Annotated in this window: 19 protein-coding genes; 9 read left to right on the plus strand and 10 right to left on the minus strand. The window is 63.4% G+C overall.

Features of this window, described 5'->3' with window-relative positions:
* Positions 1-44 precede the first annotated feature (44 nt).
* Positions 45-596, plus strand: coding sequence for a C40 family peptidase (locus RQP54_RS12785; RefSeq protein WP_315678713.1), 552 nt, complete (start codon positions 45-47; stop codon positions 594-596).
* A gap of 72 nt (positions 597-668) precedes the next feature.
* On the opposite strand, the gene RQP54_RS12790 is transcribed toward RQP54_RS12785, so the two are convergent.
* Both RQP54_RS12790 and RQP54_RS12795 read right to left on the minus strand, forming a co-directional pair.
* Positions 669-2900 (minus strand): bifunctional (p)ppGpp synthetase/guanosine-3',5'-bis(diphosphate) 3'-pyrophosphohydrolase, encoded by a 2232-nt coding sequence (locus RQP54_RS12790; RefSeq protein WP_315678715.1) that lies wholly within the window; start codon positions 2898-2900, stop codon positions 669-671.
* On the minus strand, positions 2897-3805 hold the full coding sequence (locus RQP54_RS12795; RefSeq protein WP_315678716.1) for an alpha/beta hydrolase: 909 nt from the start codon (positions 3803-3805) through the stop codon (positions 2897-2899). The genes RQP54_RS12790 and RQP54_RS12795 overlap by 4 nt, the downstream gene beginning before the upstream one ends.
* A gap of 71 nt (positions 3806-3876) precedes the next feature.
* Here RQP54_RS12795 and RQP54_RS12800 point away from each other — a divergent pair, with 71 nt between their 5' ends.
* Entirely contained in the window at positions 3877-4647 is a 771-nt protein-coding gene (locus RQP54_RS12800) for a 3-hydroxybutyrate dehydrogenase (RefSeq protein ID WP_315678717.1), read from the plus strand.
* 90 nt (positions 4648-4737) lie between these two features.
* Here RQP54_RS12800 and RQP54_RS12805 read toward each other — a convergent pair whose 3' ends face one another.
* The gene (locus RQP54_RS12805; RefSeq protein WP_315678718.1) at positions 4738-7215 is read right to left on the minus strand and encodes a protein kinase domain-containing protein; all 2478 of its coding nucleotides are present in this window, start codon (positions 7213-7215) and stop codon (positions 4738-4740) included.
* Positions 7216-7323: 108 nt separating this feature from the next.
* A complete protein-coding gene (locus RQP54_RS12810; protein WP_315678719.1) occupies positions 7324-7620 on the minus strand; it encodes a hypothetical protein in 297 nt (98 codons plus the stop codon).
* Positions 7621-7775: 155 nt separating this feature from the next.
* Between RQP54_RS12810 and ompR the strand changes: the two genes are divergently transcribed.
* Together ompR and RQP54_RS12820 are read left to right on the plus strand one after the other, a co-directional pair.
* Complete coding sequence (ompR, locus tag RQP54_RS12815; protein ID WP_315678720.1) at positions 7776-8513, plus strand: two-component system response regulator OmpR; 738 nt, start codon at positions 7776-7778, stop codon at positions 8511-8513.
* Between the two features lie 7 nt (positions 8514-8520).
* The gene (locus RQP54_RS12820; RefSeq protein WP_409997565.1) at positions 8521-9945 is read left to right on the plus strand and encodes an ATP-binding protein; all 1425 of its coding nucleotides are present in this window, start codon (positions 8521-8523) and stop codon (positions 9943-9945) included.
* A gap of 1 nt (position 9946) precedes the next feature.
* Here the strand turns inward: RQP54_RS12820 and ispF are convergent, their stop codons facing one another.
* The gene (ispF, locus tag RQP54_RS12825; protein ID WP_315678835.1) at positions 9947-10420 is read right to left on the minus strand and encodes a 2-C-methyl-D-erythritol 2,4-cyclodiphosphate synthase; all 474 of its coding nucleotides are present in this window, start codon (positions 10418-10420) and stop codon (positions 9947-9949) included.
* A gap of 95 nt (positions 10421-10515) precedes the next feature.
* Here ispF and RQP54_RS12830 point away from each other — a divergent pair, with 95 nt between their 5' ends.
* The gene (locus RQP54_RS12830) at positions 10516-11376 is read left to right on the plus strand and encodes an alpha/beta fold hydrolase (RefSeq protein ID WP_315678721.1); all 861 of its coding nucleotides are present in this window, start codon (positions 10516-10518) and stop codon (positions 11374-11376) included.
* A 79-nt stretch (positions 11377-11455) separates the two neighbouring features.
* On the opposite strand, the gene RQP54_RS12835 is transcribed toward RQP54_RS12830, so the two are convergent.
* Both RQP54_RS12835 and ispD read right to left on the minus strand, forming a co-directional pair.
* The gene (locus RQP54_RS12835) at positions 11456-14005 is read right to left on the minus strand and encodes a methyl-accepting chemotaxis protein (protein WP_315678723.1); all 2550 of its coding nucleotides are present in this window, start codon (positions 14003-14005) and stop codon (positions 11456-11458) included.
* Between the two features lie 129 nt (positions 14006-14134).
* Positions 14135-14887 carry a 2-C-methyl-D-erythritol 4-phosphate cytidylyltransferase gene (gene ispD, locus RQP54_RS12840; protein ID WP_409997566.1) on the minus strand — a complete coding sequence of 251 codons (753 nt, stop codon included), beginning with the start codon at positions 14885-14887 and terminating at the stop codon, positions 14135-14137.
* A gap of 18 nt (positions 14888-14905) precedes the next feature.
* On the opposite strand from ispD, the gene mfd reads away from it, so the two are divergent.
* The 4 genes from mfd to RQP54_RS12860 all read left to right on the plus strand — a co-directional run bounded on the left by mfd (position 14906) and on the right by RQP54_RS12860 (position 21239).
* The gene (gene mfd / locus RQP54_RS12845; RefSeq protein ID WP_315678725.1) at positions 14906-18424 is read left to right on the plus strand and encodes a transcription-repair coupling factor; all 3519 of its coding nucleotides are present in this window, start codon (positions 14906-14908) and stop codon (positions 18422-18424) included.
* An 81-nt stretch (positions 18425-18505) separates the two neighbouring features.
* Complete coding sequence (gene serB, locus RQP54_RS12850; RefSeq protein ID WP_315678726.1) at positions 18506-19237, plus strand: phosphoserine phosphatase SerB; 732 nt, start codon at positions 18506-18508, stop codon at positions 19235-19237.
* Positions 19238-19252: 15 nt separating this feature from the next.
* Positions 19253-20518, plus strand: coding sequence for an NADH:flavin oxidoreductase/NADH oxidase family protein (locus RQP54_RS12855; protein ID WP_315678728.1), 1266 nt, complete (start codon positions 19253-19255; stop codon positions 20516-20518).
* A gap of 13 nt (positions 20519-20531) precedes the next feature.
* Positions 20532-21239: an aspartate/glutamate racemase family protein gene (locus RQP54_RS12860; RefSeq protein ID WP_315678729.1), complete on the plus strand. Its 708-nt coding sequence runs from the start codon at positions 20532-20534 to the stop codon at positions 21237-21239.
* Positions 21240-21361: 122 nt separating this feature from the next.
* Here RQP54_RS12860 and RQP54_RS12865 read toward each other — a convergent pair whose 3' ends face one another.
* The 3 genes from RQP54_RS12865 to RQP54_RS12875 are packed head-to-tail and all read right to left on the minus strand — an operon-like array spanning position 21362 to position 24390.
* Positions 21362-22972, minus strand: a complete 1611-nt coding sequence (locus RQP54_RS12865) for an alkaline phosphatase D family protein (RefSeq protein WP_315678730.1) — start codon at positions 22970-22972, stop codon at positions 21362-21364.
* Positions 22962-23633: a DsbA family oxidoreductase gene (locus RQP54_RS12870; RefSeq protein WP_315678731.1), complete on the minus strand. Its 672-nt coding sequence runs from the start codon at positions 23631-23633 to the stop codon at positions 22962-22964. Before RQP54_RS12870 ends, RQP54_RS12865 begins: the two co-directional genes overlap by 11 nt.
* Positions 23634-23643: 10 nt before the next feature.
* Positions 23644-24390, minus strand: coding sequence for a DUF1295 domain-containing protein (locus RQP54_RS12875; protein ID WP_315678732.1), 747 nt, complete (start codon positions 24388-24390; stop codon positions 23644-23646).
* Between the last annotated feature and the right edge of the window lie 59 nt (positions 24391-24449).

Below are 24449 nucleotides of genomic sequence, written 5' to 3' on the forward strand. Positions count from 1 at the left end.
TCTTATCACTTGACAGCGTCCCCAACTGCCGTTAACCTGCGCCGATGCATCGATTCCTTGTAGGCGTTGCCTTCGCCATTTTCGCCCTTGCCGTGCAGGCCGCTCCCGAAAAAGTCCAGGACGAGATGGGCCAGTTCATGGCCGAGCGCGGCTTGTTGCAGCGCATTGGAGACGCCGGCATGCAGCTCGAAGCCCGCGCCTCCGAACTCGTCGTCAACGCCATGGGGTTTCTGGGCGTTCCCTACCGCCGCGGAGGCAACACGGTGGAAACCGGGTTTGACTGCAGCGGCTTCGTACGGGCCATCTACGAGCAGACTGCCGGACTGATCCTGCCACGCAAAGCCGACCAACAGGCTGCTGCAACCGAGAAGATCAGCCGCAACGAACTCAAGCCCGGCGACCTGGTGTTCTTCAACACCATGCGTCGCGCCTTCAGCCATGTGGGCATCTACATCGGCAATGGCAAGTTCATCCATGCCCCCAAGCCGGGCGCGGAAGTGCGCGTGGAAGACATGAGCATGAGCTACTGGTCCAAGCGCTTCGATGGCGCCCGCCGCGTCGCCGCTGACGCTGGCAGCACCACGGAAACCAATTAAATCAGGCGTGAGCCTGCGCAAAGTCTGGGGGCACTGCTAGTCTTTTCATAGCAGCCGGACACTACCCCTGATTCAACGTCGGCGCGCGGTTTGCACGCCACGCAGCTCCAACACCTGCGACAGCACCTTGGGCAATCGGCTGGAGTCCGAGACCTCCACCGTGAAGGTCATCCAGGCCACCCCCTTGATCGACTGCGTCTGCACGCCAATGACATTCATCTTCTCCTTGGCAAACACCTCGGAGATGTCGCGCAACAGGCCCTGCCGATCCACCGCCTGCACCGACACGTCCACCGGGTAGACCGCAGCCCCTCTTGCGCCCGAAGGTACGCCCCACTCCACATCCACCAGGCGGTCTGCGCTGCGCTGCACCATATTGCGCAAATTCGGGCAGTCGGCGCGGTGCACACTGACCCCCCGCCCACGCGTCACGAAACCGCTGATCAGATCAGGCGGGGCCGGCTTGCAGCACTTTGCCAGCTGGGTCATCAGCGAATCCACGCCCACGACCAGTACCCCACCCTTGCCGTTGCCGCCGCTGGACCGCGCCTTGCGCAGCACGAGTTGGTCATCGGAAACTGGAGTCTCCACAGGGCGCAAGAGGGTCTCGATGTTGCGCAGCGAGTATTCGTCCTTGCCCACCACCTCGAACAAGGCATTGGCATCTGAAAAGCCCAACTGAGCGGCAAGATCATCCAGCTTGATCGCCGTCTTGCCTTCGCGCTGCAGCAGTTTCTCTACCGCCTCGCGCCCCTTGGCCATGGTTTCTTCCATGGCCAGGGCATTGAACCACGCGCGCACCTTGGCGCGGGCACGGTGGCTGGCGAGGTAGCCCAGCTCGGGGTTGAGCCAGTCGCGCGACGGCCCGCCTTCCTTGGCTGCCACCACCTCGACAGTCTGACCGCTCTGCAGCCGCGTCTGCAGCGGAACCATGGCCCCGTCGACCCGCGCGCCGCGGCAGCGGTGTCCCAGGTTGGTATGTACGCTGTAGGCAAAATCCACCGGCGTGGCACCTTGCGGCAACTCCACAATGGCGGCGTCAGGTGTCAGCACGTAGATCCGGTCGTCCAGCACCACCTCGCCCGGGTGACTTTCCTGGCTGCTGGCCAAATCACGCTCCCAGGCCAGCAGCTGGCGCAATACGGCAATCTTGGCTTCATAGGCCCCGGTCGCACTGACGCCGGCATAGCCTTTGGCGCCGGCTTCCTTGTAGGCCCAGTGGGCAGCCACGCCGTGCTCGGCGTAATCGTGCATGGCCTGGGTGCGCAGCTGCACTTCGATCGGCCGCCCTGCGGTGTCGCGCACCACGGTGTGCAAGCTCTGGTAGCCATTGGCCTTGGGCTTCGCGATGTAGTCGTCAAACTCGCTGGTGATCGGCGTGTACAGCGCATGCACATAGCTCAGTGCGGCATAGCAGTCCGGTACCGAAGGCACGACGATGCGCAAGGCGCGCACGTCGAACACCTTGTCAAACGCCAGGGACTTGCCACGCATCTTCTTGACAATGCTATAGATGTGCTTGGGGCGCCCCTGCACCTTGGCGTGGATGCCATGGCGTTCCAATTCTTGGGCAAGTTCCTGCCGCAAGGCTTCAACACTGGCCTCGCGCTCCACCCGTTTTTCCTCCAGCAGGTGGGCCACTTCCTTGTACGTCTGCGGCTCCAGAAAACGGAATGACAGATCCTCCATTTCCCACTTGATTTCCCAGATGCCCAGGCGGTTGGCCAGCGGCGCGAAGACCTGCAGCGATTCCTGCGCCAGGCCTGGAGGCACCGGCTGCTTGCTGGCTGCATAGAAACGCAGCGTCTGCATGCGCGAGGCCAGTCGCAGCATCACCACACGCAGATCGCGCGAAAACGCCAGCAGCATCTTGCGCACGCTCTCGGTCTGGGTAGCTGACGTCTGCGCCATGGGCGCGTTGGTGCGTGTGGCTGCGTTCTGTGCCACCCGGGCCATGCGCTGCAACTGCACCAGCTTGGTCGTCTGAACGGCCAAGTCCGCAAAACTGTCGCCAAAGGCCTTGGAGATCACCTCGTGGGGCTTGTGCAGATGGTCACAGGCATAGACCAGGTAACACGCCGCCTGCATCGCTTCCGAGCCACCAATCTGGCGCAGGATCGCCGCCACGGCATCGGCGTGGGCCAGGATGTTTTCGCCCGTGTCCAGCACCTCACTGGCAATCAGTGGTTCAGCGAATGCGCGGGCACGCTCCAGCGCACCACTGTGCGCTGGCAGGCTATCGGCCGTGGCCGCAATCACCGCAGCAGGGCGCTCCAGCGACGGCTCGGTGTACAGACTTCTCATGAAAAACCGTGTTCCTGAAGTAGAAAGCGCACCACGACCTCGACCTGCTCAGGAGCAATCAGCGTAGGCGCATGGCCTACTCCTGCAAACTCCACCAGACGGGCTTTCGGTCCACGCTGGGTCATCGCAGACGCGGTGGCAGGTGACAGCAGATCCGAATCTGCTCCGCGCAACAGCAACGTGGATGCGCGAATCGCATCGTAGGTCTGCCACAGCAAGGCTTCACCGTCGGCCGCCGATGCCTGGGTGACGTGGCGGAAGGGTTCGGCAATGGCCGGGTCATAGTGCAAGCGCACACGCGCACTGCCATCGCCGAGGGACTTGACCATGGGGCGCGACAGCGCCAGCCATTGCTCTGGCGTGTGCGGGCCGAAAGAGGTCGACACCGCCCACATGGCATCGGCGGCCTGCTGCAGGTTGGCAAATTCCATATTCCTGCCCAGATACTGACCAATGCGCTGGATCGCTTCCCACTGCAAGGTCGGGCCCACGTCGTTGAGCACCAGACGATTAACCTGCACCCCCAGGGCGGGACCATACGCAGCGACGCCCATGCCGATCAGCCCCCCCATGCTGGTGCCGACCCAATCCACCGATAGTGCCCGCAACTGGCCCAACAAGGCCGCCATGTCCGCCACGTAGGTAGGAACCTGATAGCCCATGGCATCCGCCAGCCAGTCGCTCTGGCCGCGCCCGACCACGTCCGGGCAAATCACGCGGCAACGGCCCTTGCTGCGCTCCAGCAGGGTCTGGGCCAGGACGTCAAAATCCCGCCCCTGGCGCGACAGGCCATGCACACACACCACGGTATGCGGCGCATCGTCAGCACCCCAGGACCAATACGCCATGCGGTGCCCTGCACCGCTGTCAGGGCAAAGTACGTAATTCAGCTTAGGTTCAGGCATGGTGCAATGGGGCCTTTGATAATGTTGCCATCGTACCGGATCACTTCCGCAAACTTCACGAGAGAGACACCATGCTTCAAGGAAAAACTGCACTCGTTACCGGCTCCACCAGCGGCATCGGATTGGGCATCGCACACGCACTGGCGGCGCAGGGGGCCAACATTGTCCTGAACGGCTTTGGCGACGCCGAGGGACCAAAAGCAGCCATCGCAGCCCACGGCGTGCAGGTACGCTACCACGGCGCTGACATGAGCAAACCCCAGGAGATCGAGGCCATGATGGCCTACGCCGCCCAGGAGTTTGGCCGCGTCGACATCCTGGTGAACAACGCCGGTATCCAACATGTGTCGCGTATCGAGAACTTCCCGGTGGAACGCTGGGACTCCATCTTGGCCATCAACCTCAGCAGCGCATTCCACGCCACGCGCCTGGCCCTGCCCGCCATGTTGGCGCAGAACTGGGGCCGCATCATCAACGTCGCCAGCATCCATGGCCTGGTGGCGTCTGCCGAAAAGTCTGCCTACGTGGCTGCCAAACACGGCGTGGTGGGCCTGACCAAGGTCACTGCGCTCGAAAACGCCACCACGGGCGTGACCTGCAACGCGATCTGTCCGGGTTGGGTGCTGACACCGCTGGTGCAGAAGCAGGTCGATGCCAAAGCCGAGGCCCTGGGCATCAGCAACGAGGAAGCGACCAAGAAGTTGCTGGGAGAGAAGGAGCCCTCGATGCAGTTCACCACGCCCGAGGAGCTCGGAGCCCTGGCCGTGTTTTTCTGCTCACCGGCCGGCAACAACGTGCGCGGTGTGGCCTGGAACATGGATGGCGGCTGGACCGCCCAATAGCGCCACCAGGCCACTTTTTCGAGGACTTTCAGCCGACAACCAACGCAAAAATTGCGCGTGAAGCTACCAAACTGATAGCAGTCACAAAAATCACTGCGATTGTTTGAAGGCCATCACAGCCTGGTTGCGCAGGGTGCGCAACAGGGCCAGTTCCTTTTCATCCAGGACCAGGCTGCCATGCTGCACCTTGTCGGCATAGATCAGTCCGAAAGGCCCACCTTTGATCTGCAACGGCAGCAACAGGAAGGCGGGTGCGTTCAACCCAGCGCGGTACCAGTTCGGTAGCCGCTGTGCAATGCGGGCCTCTGATGCGTCGCTGATCATGGTGTCTGCCCCTTTGCTGCAGACAATGGCAAACAGGTCCGGGGTGGGGGCCTTGAGGTGGGTGCGGAAGGTCTTGACATGCGCATCCACACCCTGCCCCAAGCCAAAGCGCCCGGTCATCATTTCCGTTTTCGCATCGCGCATGCAGAAAATGATGCGGTCCAGTTCCATGGCCCGGAACATGGTTTCCAGGATCATGCGCAACACATCGACGAGCTTGAAGTCTTCGACCATGGCATTGGTGATGTCCTGAATGCCGGCAGCCAGAGTTTCGCCCATTGCTGCGCGCAAACTAGTCACCGCTGCGTCCGCACCAGCATGCGCTGCGTCCGCCATACGGGTGTGGGTCGCCTGCAGTTCCAAGCCCGACAAGGACCCATGAGCTGGCGACGCCTCCGCGCTCCCCTGTTCAGTGGACTCGGCCGGCACCTGGAGCAGCTTGGCGGCGGCAGACTGCGGCGCCACGCGGATTTCCATGGCCGAAGCCAACTCGACCAGCTTCTTGCGGGCCTTCACCGTAGCCGCCTGCACGTCTTTGGGCGAAAGGCCCATGGCGCGCACGTAACGCGCTGCGGCCTGTTCGATCTTGCGCTCCACGTCCTGGGGCTCGGCATGCAGCAGCACATCAGCAATGTCATTGGCCGCCATGGCCACCCAGCGCTGACGCTCCATGGCATCCGCCGGGGCCGTTTGCGGCGGTGCCCCTTGCGGTTTGCTCATGCAACGCACCAGCGAGGTCGGCAGACCCCAGGCCTTGGCAATGCCCTGCCCCAGATCCTCGAAGCTCATCCCCAGCACGTTGATCGCAGCGGCCTGTTCGGTCACGGGTTCCCGGGTGTTCTGCACCAAAGTGCGTACCGCCCTGGCTTCCTCGGGAAAGTAGTACTGCACCAGCAGCCTTCCCAGGTTCTGGAACATGGCGCCGATGAAGGTCTCCTCGCTCTCGCGAACGGTTGGGCAGAGCTCGGCTCCGATGGAACCTGCCATCAGCGAGCGCAGGAATTCTTCCTTGAGCTGCGCCGCATGCGCCTTATCTGACATGTGTTCCAGCAAAACCAAGCTCAGCGCCATGTTGCGGATGCCGTTGAATCCCACCAGGGAAACGGCACGGGAGACCGTGGAAATGCTGCCACCCCGCGCAAACTGGGCGCTGTTGACCAGCCGTAGCAGCTTGTTGGTCAGCGCCACATCCTTGAGGATCTCGTTGGTGACCGAATTGATGCTTTCCTTGTCGGACGTGGCCATGCTCTGGATACGCACGATGGACTCGGACAAGGCAGGAAAGTCGCTCTTGTGGCGCATCCGCCGCAGCAGGAAATCGAGTGTGTCACGGTTGTTGGCAGACTTGGTCTGGGATTCGAGCTGCTGGGCGTCGGTGCCCGACTTCGACCAGGATTCCAACTCGGCCATGAATGCCCGGGCACTCGGGTAGCGTTGGCGTGGATCCTTGGCGAGGGCCCGCGTGACAATCGAGCGCAGCCGTTCATCCACGTCCAGGCCTGCCTGGGCAGGAAACATCAGCTGTTCGTGCAGGACACGGTAGATCGCCCGATACGGATCCTGCTCGGCGATCAATGGGGCACCGAGCAGCATCTCGGCCAATACCATCCCGACCGAGAAGATATCCATTGACGGCGCGGGGGCTGCGCCGCTGGCAGCCTCGGGCGAGAGGTACCCAGGCGTTCCGCCGCTGGGGGTATCTGGAGCCATGCTGCTCGCGTCACGAATGCGCGCGGCAATGCCAAAGTCCATGACGCGGGCTCGACCCGCCTTGTCGACCAGGATATTGCTGGGCTTGAGATCGCGGTGCACAACCTGCGCCGTGTGCGCAGCGGCCAACGCATCCAGAACGTCCAACACCAGGGCTACCGCCGCCGGCGCAGGCATGGCGCCGGACTCCTTCAGCATCGCTGCCAGCGTCCGGCCATCAACGTACTCAAACACCAGGTAAGGTTGGCGGTCCTGGATATCCGCCTCGTAGACCGGGACGATGTTCGGATGTGTGACACGCCCGGCACTGCGGGCTTCCTGCAGCCACTGGGACACCGCATGCTCGTCGGACCCCGAGCCCAGGCGCATGACCTTGATCGCGACTTCGCGCTCCAAGCGCGGGTCGAAACCCAGGTAGACGGTGGATTGGGCCCCCTGCCCCAAGCGCTTGCGCAACTCGAACCGCCCCAAAGCGGCCCCACGTACCGCGGCAGGATTGGGGCGGGAGTTGGAAAACTGCGGTGACTCAGCCATCGGTCAGACTACGGGAGATAGAAGACCCGAGTATGACACCGGTATGTCTGCTGCGAAACTTGGAAAGACCCAAAAAAGAGCGAAACTCCAACGGGTACAGCGGGCTTATTATGGCTGGCTGCGCTGTTCTCGGCGCTGCTGGCGCAGTTGCTCTCGCAACAACTCCCTTTCCTGTGGACTGAGCTGACGCGGAGGTCGCTCCTGCGGGCGTTGGGCCCGCTCTTCGTCGCGTGTGGCCACGCGTTGGGCGCGGATCAACTCCCGGAGTTCCTCACGCTGGTGGGAAGGCGAGCGTTCGATCGACTGGGAACGATCACCGCCGCTCGGATGGCCACCACCGGGACCCGGTTGCGCCCAGCCCATGGCCACCATGCAGCACACCAGTCCGACCAAAATCTGCCTCATAGTCCTACGTACCCCATTGCGTGAGATTACCCACAGTGTGGGCACCCGCGCGCATAATCCAATGCACCTTTTGTAACTGCATGCAAAGGCCCCAGACTGTGCACCGACAGGGCTGGCGCGCATTGGCATACTTCGTCCCAGAATTGTCCAACATCATGCATACGCCGCCCAAACGCCCCAGCCGAATCCTGGTCGTCGATGACGACACCCGCATCCGTGAACTACTCAAGCGCTTTCTGGAGCAGGAAGGCTTCGAGGTGCTCACGGCTGAAGATGGCCGCGCGCTCAACCGCATCCTGCAGCGTGAGACCATGGACCTGGTGGTCCTGGACCTGATGATGCCGGGCGAAGATGGCCTGTCGATCTGCCGCCGATTGCGCGCCGCCAACGAACAGGTTCCCATCATCATGCTCACGGCCAAAGGGGAAGACGTGGACCGAATCGTAGGCCTGGAGATCGGCGCCGACGACTACATGGGAAAGCCCTTCAACCCACGCGAACTGCTGGCCCGCATCCATGCCGTACTGCGGCGCAAGCCCGCCTCTGAAGTGCCGGGCGCCCCCTCCACCGAACCCGAAACCGTCCAGTTCGGCCCGTTCACGCTGGATCTGGCAGCGCGCACCCTGCACCGTGGCGAGCAGGCCCTGAACCTGACCACGGGTGAATTTGCCATGCTCAAGACCCTGGTCAGGCACCCCCGCATTCCGCTGTCCAGGGAAAAACTGGCCCAGCTTTCCCGCGGACGGGGATTCGAGCCTTTTGATCGCAGCCTGGACGTGCAGGTGTCGCGCCTGCGCAAGATGCTGGAGGACGACCCGGCCTCGCCGCGCTATATCCAGACCGTGTGGGGGGTCGGCTACGTCTTCGTCCCGGACGGCGGCGCGGCCTCCTGAACGGCCCATGGCTAAGCACCGCACACCGACCACCGTGGTGGACGACACCGACGCTGTCCCGCTTGACGCCCACCCTGCGGCGCACTCGCTTGCCAGTGCCATCAAGCCCCCCGCCGGGGCCATGAGCCTGTTCTGGCGCACGTTCCTGTTGCTCGCAGTGCTGTTGTTGGGGAGCATTCTGGCGTGGTTGCAGACGTGGCGATCGTTGGAACTTGAACCGCGCGCCCGCCAGACCGCCCAGCAGCTCGCGTCCCAGGTCAACCTGAGCCGTGCCGCGCTGGTCCATGCAGACGCCATCGCACGCATTTCACTGCTCAAGACCATGGCCCAGGAGGAAGGTTTGCGTATCGTGGTTCGGGAACCGGATGACCGCATCGACGCCTTTGGCAGCGACACCCTGTCACACACGATCCACAAGGAGCTGCTTCAACGCCTGGGGGCCAACACCACGATGGCCAGCGCAGTCAATGGTCAGAAAGGGTTGTGGATCGGTTTCGACATCGATGGCGATGATTACTGGTTGCTGGCCGATGAGGCACGCTTCGACACAGCAGGTGGCAAGACATGGACCATCTGGCTGTTCGCAGCCGCGGCACTGTCCCTGGCGGGGGCAGCAGCCATCGCCAGCCTGATCAACCGACCGCTCAAGCAGCTGTCCTTCGCTGCCAGCAGGGTGCGCGAAGGGGATTTCGACGCCAGCATGCTGGACGAGGAGGTCTATACCAGCGAGATTCGTGAGGTCAACATGGGCTTCAACCGCATGGCCCAGCAACTGGCCAAGGTGGAGCAGGAGCGTGCCGTCATGCTGGCAGGCATCTCCCACGACCTGCGCACACCGCTGGCTCGCCTGCGGCTTGAGACCGAGCTCAGCGTCAGCGACCTCGACGCCCGCGCGCACATGGCAGCCGACATCGCCCAGCTTGACGCCGTGATCGACAAGTTCCTCGACTACGCGCGTCCCGGTAAGACCGCGTTGGAGAACGTCGACGTCGATGATGTGATCTTCAATGCAGCATTCCCGTTCGAAAAGCAGGACAACGTCAACGTCCACGTCGACACGCTGCCAGGGCTGCAGGTGATGGCAGACCGGGTCGAGCTCGGCCGCGTGGTATCCAACTTGCTGGAAAACGCCTGCCGCTACGGCAAGTCCCCCGATACCGGCGTGGCCAACATCGACATCACGGCACGCCCGGAGGGCGAGTGGGTGCACATCAAGGTGCGCGACCATGGTCTGGGTGTGGCACCGGAACAATTGGCCCACCTGACACAGCCATTCTTCCGTGGCCAGACGGCACGCACGGCAGCCAATGGCGCTGGCCTGGGCCTGGCCATCGTGGAAAAGACGGTGCAGCGCATGGGCGGACAGTTGTGGCTTGCCAACTCCACCGGTGGTGGATTGGCGGTGCGCATCCGCCTGAAGAAGTCGGGCTGATTCAGGGCTTGCACAGCAGGGCAACGGCGCGGGCCTCCATGGCGTCTCCCGCACCGACCGGCCCCATCTTCTCGGCCGTTTTCGCTTTCACGTTCACCTGATCCGCGTCGACCCCCAACAACCCGGCGATGCGCAAGCGCATGGCCGGCATGTGCGGCGCCAGTTTGGGTGCCTGCGCAACCACGGTGGAATCCACATTGACAATGGCAAAGCCGCGCTCAGCCACCCGCCGCACCGCTTCCTGCAGCAGCACGCCGGAATCCGCACCCTTGAACTGCGGGTCGGTGTCGGGAAAGTGGCGTCCGATATCACCCAGCCCGGCGGCCCCCAGAATCGCATCCGTGATCGCATGCAGCAGGGCGTCGGCATCGGAGTGTCCAAGCAAGCCCTTGTGGTACGGAATCGTGACGCCACCTAGTACCAAAGGCCGCCCCTCGACCAGGGCATGAATGTCCCATCCTTCACCAACGCGCATCTGAACCATGCCTTCTGCCTCACTTCATCAGGGAAAACGCCCTAATCTTTCGGCGGGCGCACGGATAGACTGTAGCGCACGAAAGGATCTCCCCCATGCGTTTTTCCGAAGACAAGCTTGACAAGCTGACCTGCAGCGACGGCGTACAGCGACCTATCCACATCTGGCAACCCGAATCTCCCAAGGCCGTGATCCTGGCCATCCACGGTGGCATGGCGCATGCCGGTGACTACGTGACACCCGCTCTGTACTTCCGCCCCCATGGCATTGCCACGGTCAGCTTCGACATGCATGGGCACGATGGCAAGAAGCGCGTCGACATACCGGGGTTCGACACCTTCCTGAGCGATGCAGGCTTGCTGCTGCAATGGATCAAGTCGCAATACCCCGGGCTGCCGATCTTCGTCATGGGGCACTCCATGGGCGCGCTGATTGCTACCCATCTGGCCTTGGGGCGATTCAACAATGATGCAGACATCCGGGGCTTCATCCTATCCTCGCCCTACTACGTCAACGCCGTCAAGGTACCCAAGATCATGCTGGCCCTCTCCGGGGTGCTGGCCGCGCTATTCCCCACAGCCAAGGTACCGATGGAACCGGTCACCGATGTGCTGACCCATGACAAGGAGATCACTGCGCGCCACTACACCGACGAGAAGGACAATATCCGCGCCAGCGAAGCAAGCTTCCGTTTTGCAACCTCCTTGCTCAAGGCCCAGTCAGCGCTGCAAGGCGGGCTGTCCTCCGTGCGCCATCCGGTATTTGCCGTGGTGGCTGGCGATGACAAGCTCGCCAACCCCCAGGCATCGCAAACGCTGTTGGCAACCATCCCGGCAGCCCTGCTGGAATTCCACTACTACCCAAAGAACTTCCACGAAAACTTCAACGAAGAGAACCGGGAAACCATCTTCGCCAATGTCCTGAAATGGATGGGCAAGCAAGTCGCGTTGGCCTGAAGGACTCGTCGACCTGCACCGGCTTTTCCCGCGAGACGCCACACGGTAGGTGGCGCTCAACCCCGCTCCGCTTGGGGCATCAATAGGGCTTGAAGTTTCCTGCGCTTGCGGCGCGTGAACCGGACGACAGGACGCCGGAGTGGCCAATTCGGGGGCTGGGAGAGCGGCGCTCACGCAGGTGGGGAACCGCTGGACGCACCGCGGCAGTTTGTTCGGTCTTGAAGAAGGCGACACTGCTTTGCAGCTGTTCGGCCTGACCATTGAGCTGCTCGCTGGTAGCAGCAAGCTGCTGCGATGCACTCGCGGTCTGCTGCGTGATGCGCGAGAGCTGCCCTATGGCAGAGCCGATCTGGGACACGGACTCGCTCTGCTCCTTGCTCGACGCTGCGATCTCCTGCACCAACTCGCTGGTCTTCTGGATACCCGGAACAATGTCGCCCAGCATTTTTCCTGCACGTTCGGCCGTGGACACACTCTGGGTCGCCAATTCACTGATCTCCTTGGCCGACTCCTGGGAGCGCTCGGCCAGCTTGCGCACCTCGGCCGCCACCACGGCAAATCCTTTTCCATGCTCCCCTGCACGCGCAGCTTCGATGGCCGCATTGAGGGCCAGAAGGTTGGTCTGGTAGGCTATGTCGTCAACGATGCTGATCTTGCCCGCTATCTGCTTCATGGCCACCACCGTGGCGCCTACTGCCCTGCCACCCTCCGACGCATCGGCACTGGCCTTGGACGCCATGGCATCCGTCACCCGGGCGTTGTCACTGTTCTGGTCCACCGATGCAGCCATGTGATCCATCTGTGCCGTGGTCTCCTCGACACTGGCAGCCTGCTCGCTGGCCGACTGGCTCAGGGCCTGGGCCGTTGCATTCACCTGACCGGAGGCATCCATCAGGGCATCTGCAGCACTGCGCACCTGGCCCAGCACGCGCGTCAGGTTGTCCGCAGTCGTGTTGGCACTGTCCTTGAGTTCCCCAAACAGCCCTTCGTACTGGCGCGACACCCGCTGCGTCAGGTCTCCCTGCGCCATCGCGGTCAGTACCTTGGAGACGTCGCGCAGTCCCTGCTCGCTGGTGTCCATGAGGGTGTTCATTCCACGTCCCAGAGTACCGAGGAACCCGTCCTTGTTGCCGGCATCGATTCGCAGGCTGAAATCACCGCGTGCAGCCGCCTCCACCAGGGCGTTGATCTCCTTTTCCGTGGCAAGCTGCTCGGTGATGTCGTTCCACTGGCCGACCGAACCGATCGAAACACCCTGCCCATCCACCACGGGGCTGGTGGTGATTTCGTAAGTCCGCCCTCCGAGGACCATCTGGGTCTTCACCGTCTCCCGCAATCCACGCAGACGGGCCAGTGCAGCCGATGGTTCGGCATAGAAAGCACCGATGCTGCTGCCTATGATGCGCTCTGGATCGAAGCCCGGAACCTGCCGCGCAAATGCCTCCCGGTCTGCATGGAAACGCTGCTCCAGCGCCTTGTTGATGTAGATGATGGTTCCATCGGAATCGCACACCCGGACCGGATAGCTCACGCTGTCCAGTGAACTCTTGATGCGGGCGTTGTATTCGGCATCTTTCGCATTCCTCTCCAAAGCCTGGCGCACCCGCTCCAGCTGGTGCGCAATGGCTGCCTTGTCTCCGGGCTGAGCCGGCAACGACTGCGAAAAATCACCCAAGCCATAGGCTTCCACCAGCGCACTGACGGTCTGCAGATCACGGTTCTGCGCTGCCACCAGTGCATTGACTTCCTCAGCCATGCGCCCAAATTGGCCGGGAAGGCTGCCGGCATCCATGCGTGCCTGCAACTGACCACGCTGCTGCGCCTGCGCCAGGGAATTGACGCCTTCGACAATGGCTTGCACCCGGGTCGCGAGCTGGTGCAGAGAATCCATGAGGCTGCCGGGTTTGGCATTGGCACGCAGGTGCGCTTGGTCCAGATTGCCCTGCGTCACTTCCTGGGCCAAAGCTGCTGCCACCATGGGATCGGCCCCCAACTGGAGGTAGATCGACGCCACGGTGCGCAGCCCCAGAACCACCAGCAAAGCAGCGCCAACCGCGATGACACCCCAGTTGAGAGCCAGCAACTGCTGACCTTGCTCATGCGCTTGAACCTGCACCAGCGCTGCCCGCTGTTCGATCGAGTCACCGAGCTTGCCCATCGCATCCTCGAGCGCACCGAACTGTTCCTCGAATTCCGGCCAGAGCGCTTCGGCAGAGAACTTGTCCCTGAAAGCCGCATCGACGACCAGGGCTGCAGCTTCTTCGTAGCGCTTGAGCGCGGCCACCACAGGGTCCAGCTGAGCACCATTGCCACCCACGCCCTCCTTACCGACGAACGCAATCGACTCCTCAATCGTCTTGCGGTGCTCTGCCAGCTCTGCTTCCACAGCCTTGCGATCATCGGGGGTGAACCTGGTGCCGGACAGGCGCAAGGCATTGAGCACATCTCCCCGGATGGCGTCGTGCATCATGTCAGCCTGCATGTGGGCCCGTACCACGCTCGTCACCTTGGCCGCCTGCTCCCCAAACCTGGCCTGCTGGCGCGCGTTATAGACACCAACCGCGCCGACAAACACCAGCCCGAGAATGGCTGCCACCAGCAAAACATAAAGGCGTGTCTTCAATCGCATCGAACGGGCTCCCAAAGCTTGTAACTGAAACAACAACGACGGCAGCAACGATAACGGATCTTGCAGCAGAACACCGGAGAATCCGTGAAAGACACACCAATTTGGTGCGCCTCCGCACACCCTGAGCCGCTAGCGCTGCGCAAGGATGGCCTGGGCCAGCGCAAAGTCCTGCGGGTAAGTCACCTTGAAGTTCTGGGCGCTGCCTTCCACCAGCAAGGGGGCGTGGCCCGCCAGTTCCATGGCACTGGCCTCATCCGTCACCGCATCACCGGCCGCCACCAGTGCATCGCGCAGAGCGCCCAGGCGGAACATCTGCGGGGTCTGCGCCAGCCACTTGTCGGAGCGGTCCACCGTCTCGGCCACACGCCCCCCCTCTTCGCGCTTGAGCGTGTCGGGCAGCTTCAAGGCCAGCAATCCACCCACGGCATCGGGCAGACAAGCGTCGATCAGGGCATTGATCTGGGCCGGTGTGACGAGGCAGCGTGCGGCATCGTGCACCAGCACCCAGTCCGTTTCCGCGGCACCCTGGGCCGACAGTGCCCCCAGACCGTTCAAAACACTCTGGGCCCGCGTGGAACCTCCGCAAGGCGCTACAAAAAACGTAGCCGATGGACGCTTGTCAAAAAATTCGTCTCCCGGGCTCACCACCACCAGCACCCCCGCCAAGCGTTCGACTGCCGCAAAGGCGGCCAGGGTATGCAGCACCATGGGCTGCCCGGCCACCGGGGCATATTGCTTGGGGCCGGCGGCACCTGAGCGCGAACCGTTGCCGGCACAGGGGAGCAAGGCCCACAGGCGTGGAGCGACGGTATCAGTGGGTGGGTTCACGGCGGAAGGCAGAGAAGTAGGTAGTTGGGCGCGCTCAGGGGCCAAGCCCCCCATTCTAAAATCACCCCCGACATGGATTTACCCAAACTTCAAGCCGGCAAGCGCTTCACCCTGCCCCACCCCCCGGCCAACGCCGACGCCCTGCTGCTGGCCCAGTTGGCCCAACGTGAAAATGCCCACGGCCGCACCACGGCCATCGTGACGGCCGATGCCACCGATGCGCAGCGTCTGGTGGAAGAGATTGCCTTCTTCGCACCCGACATCCGCTGTGTGCTGTTCCCCGACTGGGAAACCCTGCCCTACGACACCTTTTCCCCGCACCAGGACCTGGTCAGCGAGCGACTCGCCAGCCTGTGGCGCATATTGAACCGGGATGGTCAGCGCGGCAAGGACTCGGCCGACGTGATCCTCATGCCGGCCACCACGGCGCTGTACCGGCTCGGGCCGCCGTCCTTCCTGGCGGGTTACACCTTCGAGTTCAAGGCCAAGCAGCGGCTTGACGAGGCCAAGCTCAAGGCCCAGCTCTCCATGGCCGGCTACAACCACGTAAGCCAGGTGGTCAGCCCCGGCGAATACGCGGTGCGTGGCAGCCTCATCGACCTGTTCCCCATGGGTTCGCTGGTGCCCTACCGCGTGGACCTGTTCGACGACGAGATCGACTCGATCCGCACTTTCGACCCCGACAGCCAGCGCAGCCTGTACCCGGTGCCCGAAGTGCGCCTGCTGCCCGGGCGCGAATTCCCCATGGACGACGCGGCCCGCGCCAAGTTCCGCAGCCGCTGGCGCGAACTGCTGGACGGGGACCCGACCAAGAGCCGCATCTACAAGGACATGGGCAACGGTGTCGCTACGGCCGGCATCGAGTACTACCTGCCGCTGTTCTTCGACAAAACCGCCACGGTGTTCGACTACGTGGGCGCCGAGGCCACGGTGGTGCTGCACGGCGACCTGGAAGCCGCCATCCAGCACTTCTGGCAGGACACCAAGGAACGCTTCCGCCTAGTGCAAGGCGACCCGGAACGCCCGGCCCTACCGCCCGAGAGCCTGTTCCTGGGCGTGGAGCAGTTTTACGGCCTGACCCGGGCCTACGCCCAGCTCGCTATCAAAGCAGGAGCTGCTCACGCAGTATCCACAGAGGCTGAAGGCCAAATTGGCACCGAAAGCCCGTTCGCGGAGCTGGCCCCCCTGCCCGACCTGGCCGTGCTGCGCGGCGTGGAAGAGCCGCTGACCAAGCTGCAACGCCACCTGGCGAACACGGCGCAGCGCGTGCTGATCCTGGTGGAGAGCGACGGACGCAGGGAAAGCCTGCTCGACTTCCTGCGCGCATCCAAACTCGACCCACCCGCGTTCGACTCGCTCGACGAGTTCCGCACCAGCGACGAGAAGCTGGGCATTGCCACCTCGCCCCTGGGCGCCGGTTTTTCGTGGGTGGAAGCGGGTATCGACTTCGTCACCGAGACCGAGCTGTTCGCCGCCAGCGCCACCACGCGCCGACGCAAGAAGCAGGAACAGGTCAGCGACGTCGAAGCGCTCATCAAGGACCTGAGCGAGCTCAATGTGGGCGACCCCGTGGTGCACAGCGCCCATGGCATCGGGCGCTACCGCGGCCTCATCAACATGGATGTGGGCAACAAGGACGAAGCGGGCAACCCGGCCCTGCAGGAGTTCCTGCACCTGGAGTACGCGGACAAGGCCACGCTCTACGTGCCCGTGAGCCAGCTGCAGCTCATCAGCCGCTACACCGGCGTGAGCGCCGACGAAGCGCCGCTGCACAAGCTGGGCTCGGGCCAGTGGGACAAGGCCAAGCGCAAGGCGGCCGAACAGGTGCGCGACAGCGCCGCCGAGCTGTTGAACATCTACGCCCGCCGCGCCGCCCGCGAAGGCCACGCCTTCCGCTACAGCCCGAACGACTACGAGGCGTTTGCCAACGACTTCGGCTTCGAGGAAACCGCCGACCAGAAGGCGGCCATTCACGCCGTCATCCAGGACATGATCTCGCCGCGCCCCATGGACCGCCTCGTGTGCGGCGACGTGGGCTTTGGCAAGACCGAAGTGGCCCTGCGTGCGGCTTTTGTAGCCGTGACCGGCGGCAAGCAGGTGGCATTCCTGGCACCCACCACGCTGCTGGCCGAACAGCACTACCAAACGCTGGTAGACCGCTTCAGCAAATGGCCGGTCAAGATTGCCGAGATGAGCCGTTTTCGCAGTGCCAAGGAAATCACTGCTGCGCTCAAGGGCGTGGCCGACGGTACGGTGGACATTGTGGTCGGCACGCACAAGCTCCTAAGCGAGGCCACCCAGTTCAAGAACCTGGGCCTGCTCATCATCGACGAGGAACACCGCTTCGGTGTGCGCCACAAAGAGCAGATGAAGGCCCTGCGCGCCGAGGTGGACGTGCTCACGCTCACGGCCACGCCCATTCCGCGCACGCTGGGCATGGCGCTGGAGGGCCTGCGCGACCTCTCTGTCATCGCCACCGCGCCGCAGCGGCGCCTGGCCATCAAGACCTTTGTGCGTACCGAGGGCAATGGCGTCATCCGCGAAGCCGTGCTGCGTGAATTGAAGCGTGGCGGCCAGGTTTACTTCCTGCACAACGAGGTCGAGACCATCGAGAACCGCCGTGCCAAGCTCGAAGAGCTGCTGCCCGAAGCGCGGATTGCCGTGGCCCACGGCCAGATGCCCGAGCGCCAGCTGGAGGCCGTGATGCGCGACTTCACGGCGCAGCGCTCCAACCTGCTGCTGTGCTCCACCATTATCGAAACCGGTATCGACGTGCCCACGGCCAACACCATCGTCATGAGCCGCGCCGACAAGTTCGGCCTGGCCCAGCTGCACCAGCTGCGCGGGCGCGTGGGCCGCAGCCACCACCAGGCCTACGCCTACCTGCTGGTGCCCGATGTGGAAGGCCTGACCAAGCAGGCCCAGCAGCGGCTGGACGCGATCCAGCAGATGGAAGAACTCGGCAGCGGCTTTTACCTGGCCATGCACGACCTGGAAATTCGTGGCGCCGGTGAGGTGCTGGGTGAAAACCAGAGCGGCAACATGCTCGAAGTGGGCTTCCAGCTGTACAACGAAATGCTCAGTGAAGCGGTGCGCTGCCTCAAGGCCGGCCAGGAGCCCGACCTACTGGCCCCGCTGCACGCCACCACCGAAATCAACCTGCACGCCCCGGCGCTGTTACCCGACGACTACTGCGGCGACGTGCACCTGCGCCTGTCGTTCTACAAAAAGCTGGCCACGGCCAAGACCACTGCCCAGGTGGACAGCCTGCTGGAAGAAATTGTGGACCGCTTCGGCAAGCTGCCCGCCCAGGCCCAGACGCTCATCGACACCCACCGCCTGCGCGTCATCAGCCAGCCCTATGGTGTGGTGAAGGTGGATGCGGCGCCGGGCGTCATCAACATCACCTTCAAGAAAGACGCGCCCATCGACCCCATGGGCGTGATTGCGCTCATTCAAAAGAACAAGCACATCAAGCTGGTGGGCAACGAAAAGCTGCGCGTGGAGCGTGAGCTGCCCGAGGTGAAAGCCCGCGTGCAGATGGTGCGCGATGTGCTGCGCTCGCTGGGCACGCCCGTAGCCGCAGCCTGAATAACATGAAAAATCTGCCTCCAGCCCGCATATCCATTGCGTAAGCAGCTACCCAAAACATAGCAACTTGAACCAAGAACCATGTCCACACCCCAGGAAATTGCCCCCGGCCTCGTCGTCCAGAACCTGCCCCAAGCCTTGAAGCTGAGCGACTACAAGCTCATCGCCTTCGACATGGACTCCACCCTCATCAACATCGAGTGCGTGGACGAGATTGCCGATGCCGCCGGGCGCAAGGCCGAAGTGGCGGCCATCACCGAAGCGGCCATGCGCGGCGAGATCACCGACTACAAGGACAGCCTGCGCCAGCGCGTGGCGCTGCTCAAGGGCGTGACCGTGGCCCACATGGAAGAGGTCTACACCCAGCGCCTGCAACTCAACCCCGGTGCCGAGGCGCTGGTGAAGGCCTGCAAGGCCGCCGGCCTGAAGGTGCTGCTGGTGTCCGGCGGCTTTACCTTCTTCACCGACCGCATCCGTGAACGGCTGGGCATCGACTTTGCCCGCTCCAACGTGCTCGAAGTGGAAAGTGGCCCCAACTGTGGCCAGCTGACCGGGCGCATGGTTGACCAACCTTGGGGCGACATCTGTGACGGCGCCGAAAAGCGCCGCACCCTGCTGGAAGTGTCCACCCTGCTGGGCATTGCGCCCTCCCAGTGCATCGCCATGGGTGACGGTGCCAACGACCTGCCGATGATGGGTGTGGCCGGCCTGTCCGTGGCCTACCACGCCAAACCCTCGGTCCGGGTGAAAGCGCAGGTGGCCATCAACAGCGGCGGCTTGGACCGCTTGCTCGAAGTCCTGCAAACCGCCTGAATTGGAAGCCGCGCCATGCCTGCCACCACTACGCTTAGCCAATCACTCACCCTGCCCTGCGGCGTCAAAGTCAAGAACCGCCTGCTCAAGTCCGCCATGTCCGAAGCGCTGGCCACCCGTGACGGTGCGGCCACGCCGGAACTGGTTCGCCTGTATGGCGCCTGGGCTGCTGGCGGCATCGGCCTGTGCATCACTGGCAACGTTATGATCGACAAGCGTGCCAAGGGCGAGCCCGGCAACGTGATCATCGAAGGACCGCAGCACCTCAAGGAACTGCAGGCCTGGGCCAAGGCTGCCACGGCCAACAAGACGCAGTGCTGGGTGCAGCTCAACCACCCCGGCAAGCAGGCACCCAAGGGGCTCAACCGGGAAAACGTCGCGCCATCGGCGATTCCGTTTCGCAAGGACATGCAGGCCTTCTTTCCGACTCCGCGAGAACTGACGGCGGACGAGGTGCAAGCCCTGGTGGACCGCTTTGCCCTCGCGGCCAAAACCGTGAAGGACGCTGGCTTTACCGGCGTGCAGATCCACGGCGCGCACGGCTACCTCGTCAGCCAATTCCTCTCTCCCCACCACAACCAGCGCACCGACGCCTGGGGCGGTACGCCCGAGAAGCGCCGCCGCTTCGTGCTGGAGGTGTACCGCGCCATCCGCGAAGCCGTGGGGTCAAAGTTCCCGGTGGGCATCAAGCTCAACTCGGCCGATTTCCAGCGTGGTGGTTTTACCGAGGAAGAGTCGCTCGACACCATCCGCGCCCTGGCGGCCGCAGGCATCGACCTGATCGAGATTTCGGGCGGCACCTACGAGGCCCCGGCCATGACGGGCGTGAAGACCTCCAAGGAGCCGGTGAAGGAAAGCACCAAGGCGCGCGAAGCCTACTTTCTGGAGTTCGCGGAAAAAGCCCGCGCTGCGGTCGACACGCCGCTGGTGGTGACGGGTGGTTTCCGCACCGCCAAGGGCATGGCCCAGGCCATCGACTCCGGTGCGGTGGACATGGTGGGCATCGCCCGCATCATGGCGGTGGAGCCCGATGTGCCCAACCGCCTGCTGGCTGGCAAGAACCCGGAACAAGTGGTGCGCCCCATCAGGACCGGCATTTCCGCCATCGACAAGATGGGCCTGCTGGAGATCAGCTGGTACACCGGCCAGCTCAAGCGCATCGGCCGCGGCCAGCCCACCAAACCCAAGGAACCGGGCCTGTGGGTGTTTGCCAAGCAGGTCTGGGGCATGATGGGCGTGGGCAAGAAGAAGCGCAAGCCGACCAAGCTGCGGGCGACTTGAGGGAGCCCGTGGGATGCCCACTCCTCTACACATCGGAATTGTTGCCTGCTCTGCCGAAGGTGCGGCCCTTTGCTATCGCACGATCTGCGCAGAAGGCGCTGCGCTTCTCGGTCCACATGCTCACCCGGAGGTTTCCCTTCACTCCTTATCACTGGCGGACTACGTAGCGTGTTTGGAAGCCAATGACCTGGACGGCGTTGCGAACCTGATGCTCACTTCCGCCAGAAAGCTGGCAGCGGCTGGTGCCGACTTTCTGATCTGTCCGGACAACACGATTCACAGCGCCTTCTCACGGGTCGCCGCCTCGTCGCCGCTTCCCTGGCTACACATCGCCGACGTGGTCGCATCAGAAGCAGTTGCGCGCGGCTATTGCAAGCTTGGCATTACCGGTACGCGCTGGTTGGTTTCCAGCGAGGTCTACCCCGAGAAGTTGCGAGCTCGGGGGCTAGAGTACGTGCGCCCCACGGACACGGAGCGTGACGACATGGGGCGCCTCATCATGGATGAGCTCGTCAATGGCGTCTTCCGCCCACAAACCGTCGCCCGCTTTCAGCAGGTCATCCACGGAATGAAGCAGCGGGGCTGTGATGCCGTTGTCTTGGGGTGTACCGAGATCCCGCTGATCATTGACGACAAGAACTCCCCTTTGCCAACGCTGGACTCTACACGTCTATTGGCCCGCGCGGCACTGCGCAGAGCTGCGACGCACGCAAGCAATTGACCATGCCCCCATGGCGATGAGTGGATCACTCGCGGTCTAGCCGCAAGACGGTGCGGATGCATCCCTTATGACCATGATGGTCAGGCAAACGCATCGCGAGCGTCGTGTTGAGTGCAGGCACCTCAGCCCGTGCGTTCCACCCGTGGCACCCCCGCCAGCACCCGAAAACCCGCCAGCGTGGAAATGGACGCGTCCTGGCGCGTCACGTCGTCCAGCACCCGAAGCTGCACCGACAGTTGGCGCTCGTCGAAACGGGCCAGGCCGTAGCCCCGGTGACGAGAGTCGGCAAACACAAAATGGGGGTTGCGCTCCAGCTGTTGGGCGGTGCGGTCTTCCCTGCCCGCATGGGAGGTGATGCTGGTGCCGCAGAACTCCACGCCCACCACCGCGCTATCCGGTCTTGCATAGTCGGCCAGCACATGGCCGACCCAGTTTTCGTGCACATCGCCCCCCAGCACGACCGGGTTGGCAACGCGATGCGTCTGCAGTGCCTGGGTTAGCCGGCTGCGTGCTGCTGCATAGCCGTCCCAGCCATCGTTCCACAAGCGCTGACCCGAACCCTCGGCGGCGAAGTCGCGCTGGCCCAACAGGGTGGACTGGCACAGCACGTTCCACACGCTACCGCGGCTAGCCGCCTGCGCCCACTGCGCCTGGAGCCATTGCTCCTGCGCCAGACCCAGCATGCTGCGCTGCGGGTCGGCCCATGCCGGGCAACGCCCCGGTGAAACCAAGCCCGAGCCCAACTTGCCATCCTTGGTGCAGGCCTGGGCATCCTTGTACTGGCGGGTGTCGAGCAAATAGAGCGAAGCCAAGCGTCCCCAGTCCAGCCGCCCATAGATGCGCATCTCTGCCCCTTGCGCCAGCCCGGCGACCGCCTTGGTCAGCACCGAGGCACGCAGCGGCATGTTCTCGTAGTAGGCCTGGTAGGCGGCAGCACGGCGGCCCAGGAAGCCCAGCGCATCCCAACCACCGGGCGGCACGCCGTCGCCAGGGTTCACGCCCGCATAGTCGTTCTGTACCTCGTGGTCGTCCCAGGTCAGCACCCAGGGGCAGGCGGCGTGCATGGCCTGCAGGTCCGGGTCGGTCTTGTACAGGGCGTAGCGCGCCCGGTACTGCTGCAGGGTGAGCACCCAACCGCCACCCGGTGTGCGCAGCTTGCTGCTGGTACCCGGGTATTCGTAGATGTAGTCGCCCAGGAACAGCACCACGTCGGGGGCATCCTGGCGCAGATGGCGCCAGGCCGTGAAGTAGCCGTCTTCCCATTTCTGGCAGGAAGCGTAGGCCAGGGTGAGTGGCTGCAACTGGGTGCTGGCGGGCAGCGTGCGCGTGCGCCCTACCGTCGAGGTGGCACCGGCAGCATGAAAGCGGTAGAAGTAGTGGCGGTTCGGTTCCAGCCCTGCGGGCTCCACGTGCACGCTCCAACCCAGTTCCGCCAGGGCCTGGGTATTGCCACGCTGGCGGATGCGGGAAAAAGCCGCATCGTCAGCCAGCTCCCACTGCACCACCACGCCGTTGCCGGCATCGGCAGGCAGGGCCTGCGGTGCAATACGCGTCCACAGCACGACCGAGTCTGCCGCCGGGTTGCCACTGGCCACGCCCAGGGCAAACGGGTCACTGCGCCAGCGGGGTTGGGACCATGCCTTTGAGGGAAACACCCCACCCGCCGCCGATGCTGCCGCCAAAGCCAGCCAACGCCGACGCTGCAACAGCAGTGAGGCTGACTCAAGCTCCACTGGGAGCGTGTTCCTGTTCGCGCAAAGCGATATGGCGCAGGGCCTGCTCGAACACTTCAGGCGGCTGACCACCGGAGATCAGGTGGCGGTCGTTGATGACGATGGCCGGCACCGAGTGGATACCGCGCTGCTGGTAGTACTGCTCGATGGCCCGCACTTCCTTGCCGTAAGTGCCCTGCTCCAGCACCTGGCGCGCCAAGGTGGCATCCAGGCCGGCCTGCACGCACAGCGCCACCAGGGTATCCGCGTCGCTGGGGTTCTTGCCTTCGCTGAAATAAGCCCCGAGCAGCAAGCGCTTGAGCGCCAGCTGGTGCCCCTGCAACCCGGCCCAGTGCAGCAGGCGGTGTGCATCGAAGGTATTCCAGGTACGCGAGCGCTGGTTCAGACGGAACGTAAAGCCCACGGCTGCACCGCGCTCTTCAATGGTGCGGCGGGATTGCTCCAGCTGTTCCGCATTCATGCCGTACTTGGCTGCAAGGTACTCGTTGATGTCCGCGCCTTCAGGCCCCATGTCGGGATGCAATTCAAACGGCTGGAAGTGCAGGTCGACCTGAATCTCCTCCTCCACTGCGCGCATGGCCTGCAGCAGCGAGCTCAGGCCGATGGCACACCACGGGCACACCACATCGGACACGAAATCGATCTTCACCTTGACGGGCATAGACAACTCCTTACAGCACGAAGGGCACCAGCCACCAACTGCGCCGCTTGTAGGCCGCCCACTCGGCATAACGCGACATGCTGGCCTCCTTGAGGACCATGTTCACGGCAAACAGGCAGCCCCACACCCACGCCAGTACCAGCACCGGCAGCCAATGCCAGGCCATCAGGGCAAAGCTGCCGTAGATCATCATTTCGCCCAGGTAGTTGGGGTGGCGAATGTAGCGGTGCACCCCATCGGTGATCAGGCCGCGCTTGACCCGCAGCGTGAAGTACTTCTGGGCATCCGCCGCAATCATGAGCACGCTGCCGAACATGCACAGGCTGATGCACAGGCAATACCAGGCGTATTCAGGCAGCGGATAGCGCGGCTGCGATGTGCCCGAAATCAGCAACCAGCCAAACAGCCAGTACGGGCCCAGTACGAACAGGAAGGCGTTGATGCCGCCCCCAATGGTGATGCGCTTTTGCCAGTTGGGGTCGGGAAAGGCAAAGTCCTTGAGCAACCAGACCAGTCCATAGGTGCCATGCAGGGCCAGATAGACCCACGCTGCCGTCGACGTATTGCCGTACAGCGCCATGAGCAAGCCCAGGAAGACGAAGGTGCCACCCTTCTGGAAGTTGATCACCCACGAGAACTTCCAGGGGCGCGGACCGCCCAGAAAATCAGAAGACAGGTAATCGGTGCAGCGCCGCATGAACAAGGCCCAGCCGGGGCCTTGGTGTGCAGACGCGACAGGAGTGGCAGGGGACGTCATGAATTCATTTACTGCGATAAACGCAGGAATGATCAGACAGGAATGGGGGTTTTTCCATG

It is taken from the genome of Curvibacter sp. APW13 (assembly GCF_032337135.1).
In the GTDB taxonomy this organism is placed as follows: Bacteria; Pseudomonadota; Gammaproteobacteria; order Burkholderiales; family Burkholderiaceae_C; genus Allorhodoferax.